Source organism: Wenzhouxiangella marina (genome assembly GCF_001187785.1).
Classification (GTDB): Bacteria; Pseudomonadota; Gammaproteobacteria; order Xanthomonadales; family Wenzhouxiangellaceae; genus Wenzhouxiangella; species Wenzhouxiangella marina.
The window spans coordinates 15,313-30,380 of the sequence record NZ_CP012154.1 but is presented as its reverse complement, the minus strand read 5'-3'; the positions used below and the strand labels follow the sequence as shown (position 1 = coordinate 30,380).

The 15,068-nt window shown below is 66.0% G+C and carries 14 protein-coding genes; 4 read left to right on the top strand and 10 right to left on the bottom strand.

The features are described 5' to 3' along the window. The first annotated feature begins 45 nt into the window (after window positions 1-45). The gene (locus WM2015_RS00125) at window positions 46-1,188 is read left to right on the top strand and encodes a trans-sulfuration enzyme family protein (RefSeq protein ID WP_049724136.1); all 1,143 of its coding nucleotides are present in this window, start codon (window positions 46-48) and stop codon (window positions 1,186-1,188) included. A gap of 4 nt (window positions 1,189-1,192) precedes the next feature. Further along, a complete protein-coding gene (locus tag WM2015_RS00120) occupies window positions 1,193-2,956 on the top strand; it encodes a Na/Pi cotransporter family protein (RefSeq protein WP_049724135.1) in 1,764 nt (587 codons plus the stop codon). On the opposite strand, the gene WM2015_RS00115 is transcribed toward WM2015_RS00120, so the two are convergent. The 6 genes from WM2015_RS00115 to WM2015_RS00090 are packed head-to-tail and all read right to left on the bottom strand — an operon-like array spanning window position 2,940 to window position 8,591. Then, complete coding sequence (locus WM2015_RS00115; protein ID WP_049724134.1) at window positions 2,940-3,404, bottom strand: CYTH domain-containing protein; 465 nt, start codon at window positions 3,402-3,404, stop codon at window positions 2,940-2,942. The genes WM2015_RS00120 and WM2015_RS00115 overlap by 17 nt on opposite strands. A gap of 18 nt (window positions 3,405-3,422) precedes the next feature. Continuing rightward, window positions 3,423-5,444 carry a S9 family peptidase gene (locus WM2015_RS00110; RefSeq protein ID WP_049724133.1) on the bottom strand — a complete coding sequence of 674 codons (2,022 nt, stop codon included), beginning with the start codon at window positions 5,442-5,444 and terminating at the stop codon, window positions 3,423-3,425. A 59-nt stretch (window positions 5,445-5,503) separates the two neighbouring features. Further along, entirely contained in the window at window positions 5,504-5,992 is a 489-nt protein-coding gene (locus tag WM2015_RS00105; RefSeq protein WP_245609785.1) for a DUF3299 domain-containing protein, read from the bottom strand. A 58-nt stretch (window positions 5,993-6,050) separates the two neighbouring features. Continuing rightward, window positions 6,051-7,319, bottom strand: coding sequence for an ABC transporter permease (locus tag WM2015_RS00100; RefSeq protein WP_049724132.1), 1,269 nt, complete (start codon window positions 7,317-7,319; stop codon window positions 6,051-6,053). After that, window positions 7,316-8,002: an ABC transporter ATP-binding protein gene (locus tag WM2015_RS00095; RefSeq protein ID WP_049724131.1), complete on the bottom strand. Its 687-nt coding sequence runs from the start codon at window positions 8,000-8,002 to the stop codon at window positions 7,316-7,318. The genes WM2015_RS00100 and WM2015_RS00095 overlap by 4 nt, the downstream gene beginning before the upstream one ends. 16 nt (window positions 8,003-8,018) lie before the next feature. Further along, window positions 8,019-8,591 carry a ZrgA family zinc uptake protein gene (locus WM2015_RS00090; RefSeq protein WP_169751062.1) on the bottom strand — a complete coding sequence of 191 codons (573 nt, stop codon included), beginning with the start codon at window positions 8,589-8,591 and terminating at the stop codon, window positions 8,019-8,021. A 187-nt stretch (window positions 8,592-8,778) separates the two neighbouring features. Between WM2015_RS00090 and WM2015_RS00085 the strand changes: the two genes are divergently transcribed. Together WM2015_RS00085 and WM2015_RS00080 are read left to right on the top strand one after the other, a co-directional pair. Continuing rightward, on the top strand, window positions 8,779-10,140 hold the full coding sequence (locus tag WM2015_RS00085; protein ID WP_049724129.1) for a sodium-dependent transporter: 1,362 nt from the start codon (window positions 8,779-8,781) through the stop codon (window positions 10,138-10,140). Beyond that, the gene (locus WM2015_RS00080) at window positions 10,141-10,734 is read left to right on the top strand and encodes a methyltransferase domain-containing protein (protein WP_049724128.1); all 594 of its coding nucleotides are present in this window, start codon (window positions 10,141-10,143) and stop codon (window positions 10,732-10,734) included. 233 nt (window positions 10,735-10,967) lie between these two features. On the opposite strand, the gene cmoB is transcribed toward WM2015_RS00080, so the two are convergent. From cmoB to WM2015_RS00060, 4 genes are read right to left on the bottom strand one after another with little or no spacing between them, the layout of a single operon-like run. After that, entirely contained in the window at window positions 10,968-11,924 is a 957-nt protein-coding gene (gene cmoB, locus WM2015_RS00075; protein WP_049724127.1) for a tRNA 5-methoxyuridine(34)/uridine 5-oxyacetic acid(34) synthase CmoB, read from the bottom strand. Next, window positions 11,921-13,303: a hypothetical protein gene (locus tag WM2015_RS00070; RefSeq protein WP_156200699.1), complete on the bottom strand. Its 1,383-nt coding sequence runs from the start codon at window positions 13,301-13,303 to the stop codon at window positions 11,921-11,923. The genes cmoB and WM2015_RS00070 overlap by 4 nt, the downstream gene beginning before the upstream one ends. Then, window positions 13,296-14,039, bottom strand: coding sequence for a carboxy-S-adenosyl-L-methionine synthase CmoA (cmoA, locus tag WM2015_RS00065; RefSeq protein ID WP_049724125.1), 744 nt, complete (start codon window positions 14,037-14,039; stop codon window positions 13,296-13,298). The genes WM2015_RS00070 and cmoA overlap by 8 nt, the downstream gene beginning before the upstream one ends. A 13-nt stretch (window positions 14,040-14,052) precedes the next feature. Further along, a complete protein-coding gene (locus WM2015_RS00060) occupies window positions 14,053-14,955 on the bottom strand; it encodes a ribose-phosphate diphosphokinase (RefSeq protein WP_049724124.1) in 903 nt (300 codons plus the stop codon). Between the last annotated feature and the right edge of the window lie 113 nt (window positions 14,956-15,068).

Sequence of the window (15,068 nt, the reverse complement as noted above, 5' to 3'; positions counted from 1 at the left end):
CCGAACGCTCTATAGTTCATCCAGCACCCATCGGACCTGAACCGCATGTCTTCGAAACGCCCTTCCGGACACCTCGACACCGATTGCATCCACGCCGGCGCTGAAGCGCTGCCGGCGCCCTTCGGGGTCAACACGCCGATCGTGACCAGCTCGGCCTTCGACTATCGCCAGGATCATGTGCGCTATCCGCGCTACCACAACACCCTGAACCACGAGGTGGTCGCGCGAAGGATCGCCGCCCTCGAAGGCGGCGAGGCCGCGATGGTCACGGCCAGCGGCATGGGCGCGATCAGCGCGATCTTCTTCTCCCTGATGCAGCCGGGCGACCACGCCATCCTTCTCGACGGGCTCTACGGCGGCACGATGGATCTGGTCGAGGGCCTGCTCGCCCCCCTGGGCTTTCGCTTCTCGATCTGGAACGGGCAGCCCGAGGACCTGCCCGTCCTGATCGAAGAACGTACCCGCCTGATCCACGTCGAGTCCCCGACCAATCCCCTGATGCGGGTCGTGGATCTCGCTGCCACCGCCCGGATCGCTCGCGAGCAGGGCGTGGTCAGCGTGGTCGACAACACCTTCGCCACACCGATCTGCCAGCGACCGATCGAACTGGGTTTCGACCTCGTGATGCACTCGGCCACGAAGTACTTCGGTGGCCATTCGGACCTGCTCTGCGGCGCCCTGATCGGTTCGAGCGCGATGATCGATCGCCTGCGCCCGAACGTCATCCGCCTTGGGTCGAGCCTCAATGGACAGGACCTGTATCTGCTGGAGCGCTCCCTCAAGACCCTGGCCGTGCGGGTCGAACGCCAGACCGCCAACGCCCAGGCCCTGGCGACCTGGCTGCATTCCAGGGACGGCATCGATCGCGTGCACTACCCCGGACTGGACAGCGATCCCGGACATGCGGTGGCCAGGGGGCAGATGCATGGCTTCGGCGCCATGCTGGCCTTCCGCCTCGATGACGATCGGGACCCGGAGGCCTTTCTCGATGCCCTGCGGATCATCCAGCCGGCGGTCAGTCTGGCCGGGGTCGAATCCACCATCGGCCAGCCAAGCTACACCTCCCATGCCAAGCTGAGCGCAGAGGAACGCGCCCGCCTGGGCATCGACGAACGGGTGATGCGACTGTCGGTCGGCATCGAAGCCCTGGCCGATCTGAAGCACGATCTGGACCAGGCCCTGGGCTGAGCGGATGCCGTCCGTCTGGCGCCAATGGCCCCTGCTGCTCAGCCTCGCGCTGCTGGCCTGGGCGCTGTTTGCCCAGCCCAGTCTCAGCGGCATCGCGGGCGGCGTCGCCCTGTTCCTGCTCGGCATGCGCTCCCTGGAACAGGGACTTCGCCAGCTTGCCGGCGGGACCCTGCAACGCGTTCTGCAACGAAGCACGGACCGACGCTGGAAGGCACTCGCCTTCGGTGCCCTGACCACCGCCCTGAGCCAATCCAGCTCGCTCATCTCGGTCATCACCATCGCCTTCCTCTCGGCCGGGCTGATTCCCCTGGTCGCCGGCATCGGCGTGGTCTTCGGCGCCAACCTGGGCACCACCTCCGGCGCCTGGCTGGTCGCCGCCTTCGGCCTGAAGGTCGATATCGCGGCCTGGGCCCTGCCGCTGATCACCTTCGGCGTGCTGTTCCAGTTCCTGCGCGACCATCGCCTGCAGGGCAGCGGGCAGGTCCTGCTGGGCATCGGCCTGGTCTTTCTCGGCATCGACTACATGAAGACCGGTTTCGAGGCCTATCAGGCCATCGTCGACCTGAGCCGCTATGCGATGGACGGCCTCGCCGGACTGCTCGTCTACACCCTGATCGGCCTGGCGGCCACGGTGCTGATGCAGTCCAGCCACGCCACCCTGATCCTGACGATCACCGCACTGGCCGCAGGCCAGCTGAGCTACGACAACGCCCTTGCCGTGTCGATCGGCGCCAATATCGGCACGACGGTCACCGCCCTGATCAGTTCCATCGGCAGCCAGATCGAAGGGCGTCGACTCGCCGTGGCGCATCTGATCTTCAATGCGGTCACGGCCAGCGTCGCGCTGATCGCCATGCCCCTGTTTCTCTGGGCCGTGGATGCCCTGTCGACGCTGATGGGCATCCGGCCGGACTCGCACACGATGAAGCTGGCCCTGTTCCACACCCTGTTCAATCTGGCCGGCCTGGTGCTGATGGTGCCGATGATCACGCCGCTGGCCGCCTGGCTGGAGCGCTGGCTGAAGGCCGCGCCGCCGAAGGTGGACCAGCCCCGCTTCATCAACGATCAGCTGCTCGAAAGCCCGGCCCCGGCCCTGGCCGCGGCTCGCCTGGAGCTGTTGCGGCTGTTCGACCACGTGCTCGCCCTGGTGGCGCGGGTGCTCGGCTTCGAACCCGCCGAACTGCGGCGGCTCAAGGACCCCGAGCTGTTGTTCAGAGAAGCGCCGCAGGGGCACGCCGTGGACGTGGACGCGGTCTACCTCGAGAAGATCAAGCCCCTGCACGGTCTGACCCTGAGCTTTCTGAGTCGGCTACCGGCCACCGGCTTCCGCGCCGAACAGCTCAGCCGCCTGCGGCGCGCCAGCCGAACCCTGATCGAAGCCGCCAAGGCCGCCAAGCACCTGCAGAAGAACCTGTTGCGCTATCCGCGCGATGGCAACGAAGCCCTGAGCGAGACCTATCTCGCCCTGCGCGCCCGCCTGGGCTGGCTGGTCCATCACCTGCTGGACCGGGAACACGAAATCGACGAACTCGATCTGGAGACCTGGCTCGCCCAGCTGGAGCTCACCGCGAAGGACGCGGCCGCCGAGGCCGACCAGGCCCTGGACGAACTGATCCGCCGCCGACTCATCGCCTCCGAGCAGGCCACCTCGATGATGAACGACAACGCCTACGGCCAGCACCTCGAGACCAATCTGCTCGAGACCGCGCGACTGCTGATGCCGGAACTGGCCGATCAGGCCGAAGAGACTCTCACGCCCAGCGGCTGAAGGGCTTACGCACCAGGCCGGAATTGGAATAGCGGGGGTCGTCGGTGACGTCGGCACCGAGCCAGGGTGGCCGTTCGAAGGACTCGCCGAGCTCGCTCAGCTCGACCTCGGCCACGATCAGACCTTCGTTCTCGCCGTGGAATTCGTCGACTTCCCAGACGTGATCGCCGAAGGGGACGAGATAGCGGGTCTTGTCGATCCAGGGGTGGTGGCAGAGCGCGAGGAGGCCTTGCGCATCGGCCAGGGGGATGGGGTATTCGAATTCGCTGCGGGCCGGGCCGTCGGCGCGACCCTTGATGGTCAACCAGGCCTCGTCGCCGGCCACCCGAACCCGGACCGTGCGGTCCGGGTCGGTGGATAGATAAGCCTGGATCAGCCGGGTGCCCCGGGCCCCGGCTTTCCAGCTGGCGTCACGAACCAGGAACTTGTGCTCGATCTCGGTTCCCATCGCCGGATGCCGCGGGCTTCAGCGCCCGCCCGGCTCGGCGAAGCGCGTCATCCAGTCGCGGACCTCGTGGTACCAGTAGATCGAGTTGTTCGGCTTGAGCACCCAGTGGTTCTCGTCCGGGTAGTAGATCAGACGCGATTCGATGCCGCGGGACTGCAGGGTGCGGAACAGTTCGAAGGCCTGACCGACCGGTACGCGCAGGTCCTGCTGACCGTGCACGATCAGGGCCGGGGTGTCGAACTCGCCCGCGTAGTAGTGCGGTGAGATCTCGCGGTAGATTTCCGGCCGTTCCCAGAAGTCGCCGAAGCGCGTCGCGTGGACGGCGAAATCGGCGGCCATCTGCGAGTACATGTTGTAGACCGGTGCGTGGATCAGCAGGGCATTGAAGGGGTGGTCCTTGCCGAGCAGGATCGAGCTCAGGTAGCCGCCGTAGCTGCCACCACCGGCGACCATTCGGTCCTCGTCGATCCAGTCCTTCTCGGCGAACCATTCGGCCGCGGCAATCGTGTCGTGGTAAGGCGCGGTCAGCCAGTCCGGGTTGATCGCGTCGGCGAAGTCCTGACCGAAGCCGTTCGAGCCATGGAAATTGTGCCAGGCCGTGACATAGCCCCAGGACGCAAAGGTCTGGGCATTCCAGCGGAAATGGAAGCCGTCGGGGATCGCATTGTGCGGGCCGCCGTGGATGAGCAGGAACAGGGGGTATTCCTTGTCCGGATCGAAGCCCGGCGGGTAGTGCACCCACATCTGGATGTCCTGGCCGTTGTAGCCGGCGTAGGTGACCGACTCGTAGGTGCCCAGATCGACCTCGGCGAGAATCTCGTCGTTGAAGGTATCCAGGCGCTGGATGTCACCGTTGGCGGTGTCGATGCGCACCACGCGCGGCGGGTAGAGGAAGCTCTGGTTGCTGGCCACGAGGGTGCCGTCAGCGGCGATGCTCAGGCCCCCGAAGCTGGTCGGACCGGTGATGGCACGCGGCTGGCGACCGGCCAGATCGAGGTAGAAGACGCGCGGGTTGGGCGCATCGGCCACCACGGCGAACAGGCCGGCGCTGTCCGGTGCCCAGATCATGCTCGACAGGGAACGGTCCCAGCTGGCCGTGTGGTTGCGTTCCTCACCACTTTCCAGATCGCGCACGATCAGTCGGGCCGTGTCGGCGTAGAAGCCATGCAGGCTCTGCCGCGCCCAGGCCAGTTTCTCGCCATCCGGGCTGAAGGCCGGCGAACCGTCGTTCGAGGTGGCCTCGGCCGAAAGATTCACATACTCGCTCTCGCCGAAGGCGGCCAGCAGCAGCTCGTTCTTGGGGTCGACGGCCGTCGGATCGCTGTCGCTGGCAAAGACGAAATGGGACTCGGCCGGATGGACGTCATAGCTGTCGGCGCCCTGGAAGGAGCGCGGCAGCTGGCGACCCAGGGGCTGGGTCAGGCCTTCGACCTCACCGCCGGCGGCAGGGATCCGGAACAGGTGCACTTCGCGGGCCTCATCGATCCAGTGATCCCAGGCCGCATACGGCAGGGCGTTCCACTGGTGCGCCGTGACCTTGTCGTTCTTCTCTTCTTCGAGGCGCGTGACCATCCCGTCCCAATCGAGCTCCGGCCAGATCGAGGACAGGAAATACAGGTGCTCACCCACCCACTTGATGCCGGACACGCCGGTCGGCACTTCGGTCAGGCGCGCGGCTTCCCCCGGGCCGTCCATGTCGAGCACGTAGATCTGACCGGCCTCGTCGTCGTCGCGCTTGCTGACGAAGGCCAGGCGGCGGCCATCGGGCGAGAACACGGGGCTGGAGGCCGACAGGCCCGCGGCGGTCAGGGGACGCTGAACGCCTCCCTCGGCGGACAGCAGCCAGAGGCGCGTTTCAGACTCGTCGCTTTCGACATCGTAGGACGTCACCGGCACGACCACATGGCCACCGGCCGGCGAGATCACCGGCGAACCGACCCGGTCCATCTGCCAGAGCACCTCGACCGACAGCGGCCGGTGCTCGTCGGCCAGCACGGCCCAGGGCAGCAGGCACAGGAGAAGCAGCAGGGTTTTCTTCATCGTCTTTCCCTCTTGGATTTTCATCGTTTCGATCCCGCCATCATGGCGCGGGCATCGGTTCAGTACAACTCGAGCCGGCTCACGTCCATGGTGTAGGCCGAGGCCGCCGTGTCGTTGGACACGTCCTCGATGTTGAGGGTGCCTTCCATCCAGAACGCGTCCCAGATATTGACCATCGGGATGGCCTCTTCCAGGCGGCCGTAGATGATCTGGTTGGCGGGCGGCGGCGGCACGTGGATGCAGGCACCGAAGTAGGGCACCAGGAAGAACTCCTTGAGGTTGCCCTCACCGTCGGTCTCGATCGGCACCACGAAGCCCGGGATGCGGACTTCGAGGCCGTCGAGTTCGGGCACGGTGCGGAAGCTCTGGAAGGGTTCCGGCGCACCGAAGCCCGAGTGGTCGACGTTGGCCGAATCCTGTAGCCAGGCGTCGGCCTCTTCCTGGGGCATCAGCTCCATCCATTCCAGCTCGCGCGGCTCGGCAGCCAGCGGCAGGGCCAGGCTGGCCAACAGGGCGCCGATCAGGGCTCTCGAGATCATCGAAGTCATTGGGGTCATCCTCGTTTCGTCATGATGGTCGGACCTGCAAGCGGCCCGCCGAGTTCGGTTACATGCGCACCTGCATGCCATCGGCCAGGGTGCGGCGATAGGCCAGCAGGGCAGGCAGTGCTCCGGCCAGCAGGCCGGCGATCCAGATCAGTCCCAGCCATTGCCACAACTCGGCGGCGGGCCAGCTCAGGCCGATGTGCAGACCGAGTTGATCGAGCAGGAAGGGCGCCGCGGCCAGCTGCACGCCGTAGGCCAGGGCGAGACCGGCCAGGATGCCCGCGGCGGCCAGCAGACCGGCTTCGAACACCAGCAGGCCGGCGATCTGCAGGGGGCGCGCCCCGTTGGCGCGCAGGATGGCCATCTCCCGCCGGCGCTCGTTCAGGGTGCTCAACAACACGGTCAGCATGCCGAGCAAACCGGCGGCCACCACCAGCCAGGCGACCAGGCGCAGCACCTGTTCGGCGAGACCGGTGATTCGCCACAGCTCCTGCAGGGCGATGCCGGGCAGGATGGCGGTCAGCGCCTCCTGTCGATACTCGTTGACCCGGCGCTGCAGACCGAACACGGCCGCGCGGGTCTTCAATCCGATCAGGATGGCGGTGATCGCGTCGGGCCGGAGCTCGTCGAGCTGGGCCCGGGCTTCCGTTGGATCGACGCCGCTGCCGGGTCGGCGCGCGCCGCTCTGCCAACCGATGTGCATGGCTTCGTGGGCCTGCAGGGAAATGTAGAGCTGCTGATCGACGGGCGTGCCGGTCGGGGCCAGAATGCCCGCCACGCGGAAGGGCAGATCATCGTGCAGCTGCTGCAGGCGGACGCTCGCCGTGCCATGCGCGAGCACCAGCTCGTCGCCGAGCCCGTGGCCCAGATCGCGCGCGACCTGGTGGCCCAGCACCACATCGAAGAGATCGCCGAAGGCACCACCCTCGGCCAGCCGCAGGGCTTCGCGATCGCCGTAGCGGTAGTGCTCGAAGAAGGCCTCGCTCGTGCCGACCACGCGGTAGCCCTGATAGGAATCGCCGAGGGAGATGGGAATCGCCCAGTCCACTTCCGCCACATTGCTCAAGCCTTCATAGCTTTCCCAACTGACGTTGTTGGACGGATCGCCGATGCCGAAGACCGAATAGAGCAGCAGCTGGACCGGTGAGGTGCGCGCGCCGACGATCAGATCGGTACCGGCCACGGAGCGGGTGAAGCCCTGGCGGACCTCGACCCGCAGCTGCTCGACGAGCACCAGCAGGCCGATCGACAGGGCGATGGTCAAGACTGTCAGCGCGACGGTTGCCCGGCGATTGATCAAGGAGCGAAAGGCCAGACTCGGCAGGGTCATGCCATGACCTCCGCTCGGTTCAACTCCGGCAGGCTGAGCTGGCGATCGAAGCGCTCGGCCAGGGCCAGATCGTGGCTGACGAAGAGCAGGGCACTGCCGGCCGCGCTGGCCTGCTCGAACAACAGGTCGATGAAGCGCGAGCGCCGATCGGCGTCCAGGGCCGAAGTGGGTTCATCGGCCAGGATCAGCTCGGGCCGGCCGATCAGGGCCCGGGCCGCCGCCACGCGCTGCTGCTGACCGACGCTGAGCTGGCCGGCCTTGCGCTCGCAGAGCGCCGGCGCCAGGTCCATGGCCTGCAGCAGATCGCGGGCGGCCTGCTCGACGGCGCCGGCGCGACCTGCGCGAGCCTTCGAGAAGCGGCAGGGCAAGGTGACATTGGACAGGACGTCGAGCCAGGGCAGCAGGTTGAACTGCTGGAAGATCACGCCCAGATGGTCGGCTCGCATCCGATCGCGCTTCGGGCCGGACAGGCGCACCAGGTCCTGGCCCATCAACTCGATCCGGCCCTGCTCGGGTCGGACCAGCCCGCCGATCAGGGCCAGCAGGGTGGACTTGCCGGTGCCGCTGGGGCCGTGCAGGAAGACCTTCTGTCCGGCTTCGATGTTCAGGCGATTCATGATCAGGACCGGGCGGTCCGCACCCGGCCAGGTAAAGCGCAGATTCTCGAGTTCCAGAAGACTCATGGTCAGGCGACTCGCCTCAAGGCTGCAGGTCGACGCGGATCCGGCCGGGCCCGAGGGTGATCCGATCCGCGCGCGTCGCGGTCAGCAGGTCCAGCCGGATGGATTCGTTGGCCGGATAGGCTTCGAACAGGTCGAGCTCCAGCCAGGTCAGCGCTTCGGGAACACGACAATCGAGCTGGAACGTCAGTTCGAAGGCACCGTGTTCGTCACCCCCATGATCATGTTCATGTGCATGGTGATGACGGTGCGCCGAGCCATCCTCCGGGGCTTCGAGGCCGGGCGTGTCCAGGGTTAGTTCCTGGCGCTGGCAATCGGCGGCTGGTGGCGTTGTAAGCCAGGCCGATTCCTCGAGGTGGCGGACGGTCGCGTCCAGCGCCGAGCGCTGCGCCTCGTTGACCGGCGCATGCTCGAAACCGAGCAGATTGTGGGCCGGAATCTGAAGGCTGAGCTGCACGCTCGATCCGTCCACCGCCAGCTGGCCCTCGGCCTGGCCGTGGACATGCGCCGCGTGCTGGCGGACCGGAGCGTCGAACTGAGCGAAGGCGCCGACACTCGGCACGAGCAGGGATAGAAACATCAGGCAACGCATCGAGCAATCTCCAGGCAGATCAGGGCTGGCGTTACAACATAACAATGGTACCGCAAGGCCGTCGTCGACGCGCGCGATCCAGTCAGGAAAAGGCCCGAAGCCGGCCGCGTCATTTGAACGGAATAGTGACTTGGCGCACAATGTCGCGCTAACCAACAACAAGCATCCGCGAGGGAGCGGTCCTGTCATGCAAACTACCTCCATCCATGGAATGTGGTCGTCGCGCCTGGCCTTCATCATGGCCGCCACCGGTTCGGCCGTCGGCCTGGGTAACATCTGGCGCTTCCCCTACATCACCTCCGAGAACGGTGGCGGGGCCTTCGTCCTGATCTACCTGTTCTGCATCCTGATCGTCGGCATGCCGATCATGTTCTCCGAGATCGTGATCGGCCGGCGCGGCCGCATGAGCCCGATCAACTCCCTGCGCGAACTGGCCGCCGATGCCGGCGCCAGCAAGAGCTGGATGGGCCTGGGCGTCCTCGGCGTGATCGCGGGCTTCCTGGTGCTTAGCTTCTACTCGGTGGTCGCGGGCTGGACCCTGCACTACGGCTTCCTCTACGCCAAGGAACTGGCGGGCGGCGTCGGCGTGACCGACCCGACGGCCAACTTCACGGGTCTGCTGGCCAGCGCCGGCGAGATGACCTTCTGGCACGGTGTATTCATGGTCATGACCGTGGGCGTCGTCGCCTTCGGCGTGGAGAAGGGCCTGGAGCGCGCGGTCAGCGTGCTGATGCCGGTGTTGTTCGTGCTGCTGCTGGTGCTGCTCGGTTACGGCATGAACACCGGCCACTTCCAGGAGGCCGTCGGCTTCCTGTTCAAGCCGGACTGGTCGCAGGTCTCCGGCGGCATGATCGTGACCGCCATGGGCCAGGCCTTCTTCACCCTGAGCCTCGGCATGTGCGCCATCATGACCTACGGCGCCTATCTGCCTTCGGGTGTCAGCGTGCCGCGCGTCGGCACGACCGTGGTCATCGCCGACACCCTGGTCGCCGTGGTGGCCGGCCTGGCGATCTTCCCGATCGTGATTTCCTTCGGCATCGACCCGGCCGGCGGTGGTCCGGGCCTGATCTTCACCTCCCTGCCCCTGGCCTTCGCGGAAATGCCCTGGGGCATTCCCTACGGCATGGCCTTCTTCCTGCTGCTGTCCGTGGCGGCCTGGACCAGCTCCATCTCCCTGATGGAACCGGCCACGGCCTACCTGGTCGAGTCGACGAACCTGTCGCGGAAGACCGCCGCGCTCTGCGTGGCCGGACTGGCCTGGACCCTGGGCCTGGCCAGCGTGTTCAGCTTCAACCTCTGGTCGGAAGTCCGCATCGGCGGCCGCGACATCATGAGCGCGATCGAATACGTGGCCAACGACATCATGCTCCCGATCGGCGGCCTGCTGACGGCCGTCTTCGCCGGCTGGATCCTGTCGGGCAAGATCACTCGCGAAGAGCTCGGCGAGAAGATGCCGAACTGGGCCTACAGCGCCTGGCTGTGGCTGACCCGCGTCGTCACGCCGGCGATGATCCTGGTCGTTCTGGCCAGCCTGCTGGGCATCATCTAAGTGCTCACGGCGCTGCACGAGCAGCGCCTCGAGGCCGTCTACCGCGCCCTGCTCTCGAGCGGGGCGCGTTCGGTTCTGGACCTCGGTTGCGGTTCGGGCAGCCTGCTGGCCCGACTGCTCGAATCCCCTCGCTTCGAACGCCTGCTCGGCATGGATCGCTCCGAACTGGCGCTGGCCGCGCTGCGCCAGACCCTCGACCCTGCGCGCTCCGAGCGTCTTCGTCTGGTGCAGGGTTCCTGGACGGACTACCACCCGGACTGCCTGGGCCATGAGGCGGCCTGCCTGGTCGAGACCATCGAACATCTGGACCCCAGGCAACTCTCCGGCATGGAAGCCCTGGTCTTCGAGCGCTACGGTCTCGCCACCATCGTGCTGACCACGCCCAACGCCGATCACAATCCGCTGCTCGGCCTCGGTCCGGGTGAGTTCCGCGATCCCGATCATCGTTTCGAATGGTCGAGGCAGCGCTTCAGGCGCTGGTGCCGACGGGTGGCGGAGCGCTATGGCTATCGCCTTCGCATCGATGGCATCGGGGAGGAGGATCCCGAGTTCGGGGCGCCGACGCAGATGGCGGTGTTCAGCAAGGGGGGCTGAATCGATCTTCCCGGGAATCGTCAGGCTCTGGACTGAACCACGAAGGCACGAAGGGCACGAAGGAAATCAAGAACCGTCCTGATTATGCATGAGCCTCAGCCAGTCCCGGAAAAGCATGAACCGCAGATTACGCAGATGAGCGCAGATGATCCGAATCTGCGTAATCTGCGTAATCTGCGGTTGCTTCTGTTGAAGCCTGAGATGGATACGTAATCAGGAAAACCGTTGGATGTTCAGGCCAGCGGCCTGGTGGCCAGAATCACGGCGCGCAGGGGGGCCGGGTGGCCTTCGATGGTCCGGCTCGGATCGTCGGGGTCGAGGGCATTGGCCAGGGAATGGAAGGGCATCCAGTCGGTGCTGCGTTGTTCTTCCACCGTGGTGAGCGTGCGATCGACACATCGGGGCGCGTCGAAGCCGGCCTGTTCGAGCCAGTCGAGCAGGCGCGGGACCGTCGGCAGGGCATGCACGTTGCGCATGTTGGCGTAGCGATCCGGCGGGTCGAGCTGGCGATCGTCCTCGCCGGGAATGATCAGGGTCTCGAGGACCAGCTGACCGCCCGGGCGCAGGCGCGCTTTCAGGCGGTCGAGGTGATCCATCGGGTCACGCCGATGGTAGAGCACGCCGAAGGAACAGACCGTGTCGAAGTCGTTCAGGGCCGGATGCAGATCTTCCAGCGTCGAGGCCAGCAGCAGGTTCGGCGCGGGACCGGCGAAGTGGCTGATCGCCTCGTGCTGGTGGATGAACAGCTGGGTCGGGTCGCAGCCGACGACGGCCTCGGCGCCGGCCGCCAGCATCGCCCAGCCGAAGTAGCCGTTGCCGGCGCCGACGTCGAGGACACGATGCCCGCTGAGATCGACATGTGGGGCGATCCGCGCCCACTTCCAGTCCGAATGCCATTCGGTCTCGATGTCCACGCCGCCCAGGCGAAGCGGTCCCTTGCGCCATGGAATCAGGGCCCGAAGCGCTTCGGCCAGCTGTTCAGGCTTCGGCGCGGCGCGGCCGGCCACCAGGACACCGCCTTCGATCGACCAGCCGGTATCGACTGCCGGCAGCTCGTTCAGCACCGCGTTCCAGCGCTCGTGGTCACCGTGCGCGATGCAGCGACTCCGATGTGCCTCCTCGATCTCGGCCGCCACCGAATCACCGACCGTCCCGATCAGCCAATCACGATGGACCGCGCCGAGATTCATTGCACGGCATTCGGCAGGCCGACCTCATAGGCCGGCGAGAACAGGAAGGGAATGGCGTAGCGTCTGACGATCTGATCCTGGTAGCGGTCATCCACGGGGCCATCGACCTCATCCCCCTCGGGATTCCAGATGACTTCCAGCGTGTGCAGACCCGGGCTCAGCCCGTCCAAACCAACCACGCCGGTCAATCCGCGCAGATTGAGATCGAAGCGCTCGGTCGGAATCAGCGACTGCGGATCCAGGACGCGACCATCGAGGGAGACGCGCCAGATCCGGCGAAGACAATCGAGGCGATCATCCTCGGGCCCGCACTGACGCTCGAGCATCAGATTGTCGCGCAGCGGCTGGTACGGCAGGAAGACCCTCATCACCGTCTGCGACTGAACGAAGCTATCGATCATCGGATACAGGCGCATCCGGTCCCGAAGGCTGCGCTGATCTTCGTAATAGGTGCTTCGCATGCCCTCGGCGACGGTCGCATCGTCGAGGTAGGTGAACTCGTTGCTCAGGCTGAACTGCGTCCAGGCAGCGTATCGGAACTGGCCGAAGGTAATGATTCCGGTCACACCCACGATCAGGCACAAGGCAAAGATGAAGGGCCGGGTGTTGGTTTGCAGGACCAGCTGCACGGGCAGAATGAGTCGCTGCGGCCAGATCCAGCCGAGGAAGCGGTTCAAGGCGCGAATCAAGGCCTGGAATGCGCGCGTCCCGGCAAGCCTGGGGAACAGTCGGCCGATTCCGGCATCGAGCACCCAGAGCAGGATCGGAAGCCCCGCCAGCAGACTGACCAGGATGAGGCTGCCGATACCGAGCCCCTGATTCGTATGTCCCATGCGCTCACCGATGACGCCGGCGACCATCAGGGTAGAGATCATCAGCACGGCGATCCACAGCACACCGAGTGCGATCATGCTGATCACCGCGAACAGGGCGGAAGCAAAATGATCGGCGCGGGCGGTGGCCGCAGGCAAACTCGGCAGGTGCTCCCGATGATAGCGGCGAGTGAGCGGGCCAAGCCCGGACGCACGCGACCAGTTGATGCCATTCGGGAAGACGGTCTGAAGACCGATCAGACCGGCCCAGTAGGCACGAACCATCAGATGGATCGCGAAGCAGAATCCCAGGGAATAGAACAGGCCGGGCACCACGATCAGGGACAGATTGGTGGCGATCTGCATCATTGCCGAGTAATGGGCGAAGTTCTGCGACAGGCTCTCGAACAGCCAACCCGGCAGGGTAAACAGGGCGAAGGTGGTGAGGCCGGAAATGATCAGCTCGATTTCATCGGTTCGATCACGCAGGCGCTCGAGCTTCTGCGCATCGATGTCCTGCCTGGGTGCGCGCTCGACTTCGTTTTCCTCAGTCGTCGATTCAGTCACCATGCTCTCCACGCACGGCCGCGAAAGCCGCGAAGTTGAAGCACTGGAACCAGTCGATCACCTGATCGAAGCCGGCCTGGCGCAGACGGGCATGATGGGCCTCGCGGGTTTCCGGGACGAGAACGTTCTCCAGGGCCTGGCGCTTGCGCGCGATTTCCAGGTCCGAATAGCCCTGGGCGCGCTTGAAGTCGTGGTGGTGCGTGTCCAGCCAGGCCTGCGTGGATTCGAGCTCGAAGGCCAGCTTCTCGGCCAGCAACAGCACGCCGCCGGGCCTTAGTCCCCGCGCGATCTTCGCGAGCAGGGCAGACCGACGTTCGGGCGCGATGAACTGCAGGGTGAAGTACATCATCACCACCGACGCGTTTTCGATCGGCAGTTCACAGGCGTCCGCCTCGAGCACTTCGACCGGCACACGCGAGTTGTCCGCGGCAAGGATTTCTCGGCAGCGCTCGACCATGTCCGGCGAGGTGTCGGCGGCGATGATCTCGACCTCGTCCACGCCCACGGCGCGGCGGGCGGCGAGGGTGGCGGCGCCGAGGGAACAGCCCAGATCGTAGATTCGGCTACCGGGCTGCACCGCGCGGCGCACCATCAGGGGGGTGAGTTCGAGGAGCAGCCGATAGCCCGGCACCGAGCGTTCGATCATGTCGGGGAAGACGCGCACCACGGCCTCGGAAAACTCGAAGGGCGCTGCCGGGCCCTGGCCCTGGGTATAGATGCGGTCGCGTTCGCTCATGGCCGACTCCCGTTCAGGCCAGGCGCTGGATGGCCGGCACCAGCAGGCTGCTCAGACCGATGTCGGACTCGGGGGCGTTAACCGAATTGGTGCAGACCACCCGGGCCACGCCGGCATGGCGTAGCAATTCGCGGGATCGATCGCCGAACAGACCGTGGACGGCCACCACGACGGGTGCCGGCAGACCTGCGTCGAGCAGATGGCGCGTGGCCTCGGCCACGGTCGCACCGGAGGAAATGATGTCGTCGACCAGCACGGGCGTGTGGGTCTCGAAGCCGTCCAGATCGGGCACGCTCTGCTCCACGTCGCGATCGCCATGGCGAACCTTGCTCATCACCCGCCAGGGCAGTTGCCGGGGTTCGGCCACGGCGCGCACCCATTGTTCGCTCTCGCCGTCGGGCCCGATCACCAGCGGGTTATCCACCGTACCGGCGATCCAGTCGCCCAGGGCCGGGGCGGCGGCCACGACTTCGGAATCGAGCGCGTAGATCTCGTCGAGGCTGTGATAGCGATGCAGATGCGGGTCGACGGTCACCAGCCAGTCGAGATGATCGGACAACCAGCGCGCGAAACTGCGCGAGGTCAGGGCCTCACCGGGGTGGAAGCGGCAGTCCTGGCGCATGTAGGGCAGGTAGGGACAGATCAGACCGACGCGCTCGGCACCCAGATCGCGACACAGATCGGCCGTGAACAGCAGGCCCGGGATCTTGTCATCCGGACGATCGAGTGTGGCCACGAGGGCCACGCGTCGGCCGCTCAGATCGGCGTCGAGACGCAGATAGCTTTCCCCGTCGGGAAAGCGCCTGAACTCCAGATCGAGCAGGGGAGCATCGAGCTGTTCGCTCAGGGCATGGGCCAGGGGCTCGTTGCCCGGCAGGGCGATCAGGCTCAGTGCGGCTAGGTCTTTTCCATCCATGGCCGAATTCTTACACGAAAGAGGGAGGGGGGTGGCTCGGAGGGGGCTGGTCGGCAGCGGCGGTGAAGGGCGGATCGGCTTGGGTGCTTGCTGGAAGTTCCTTGGAGCTTTGC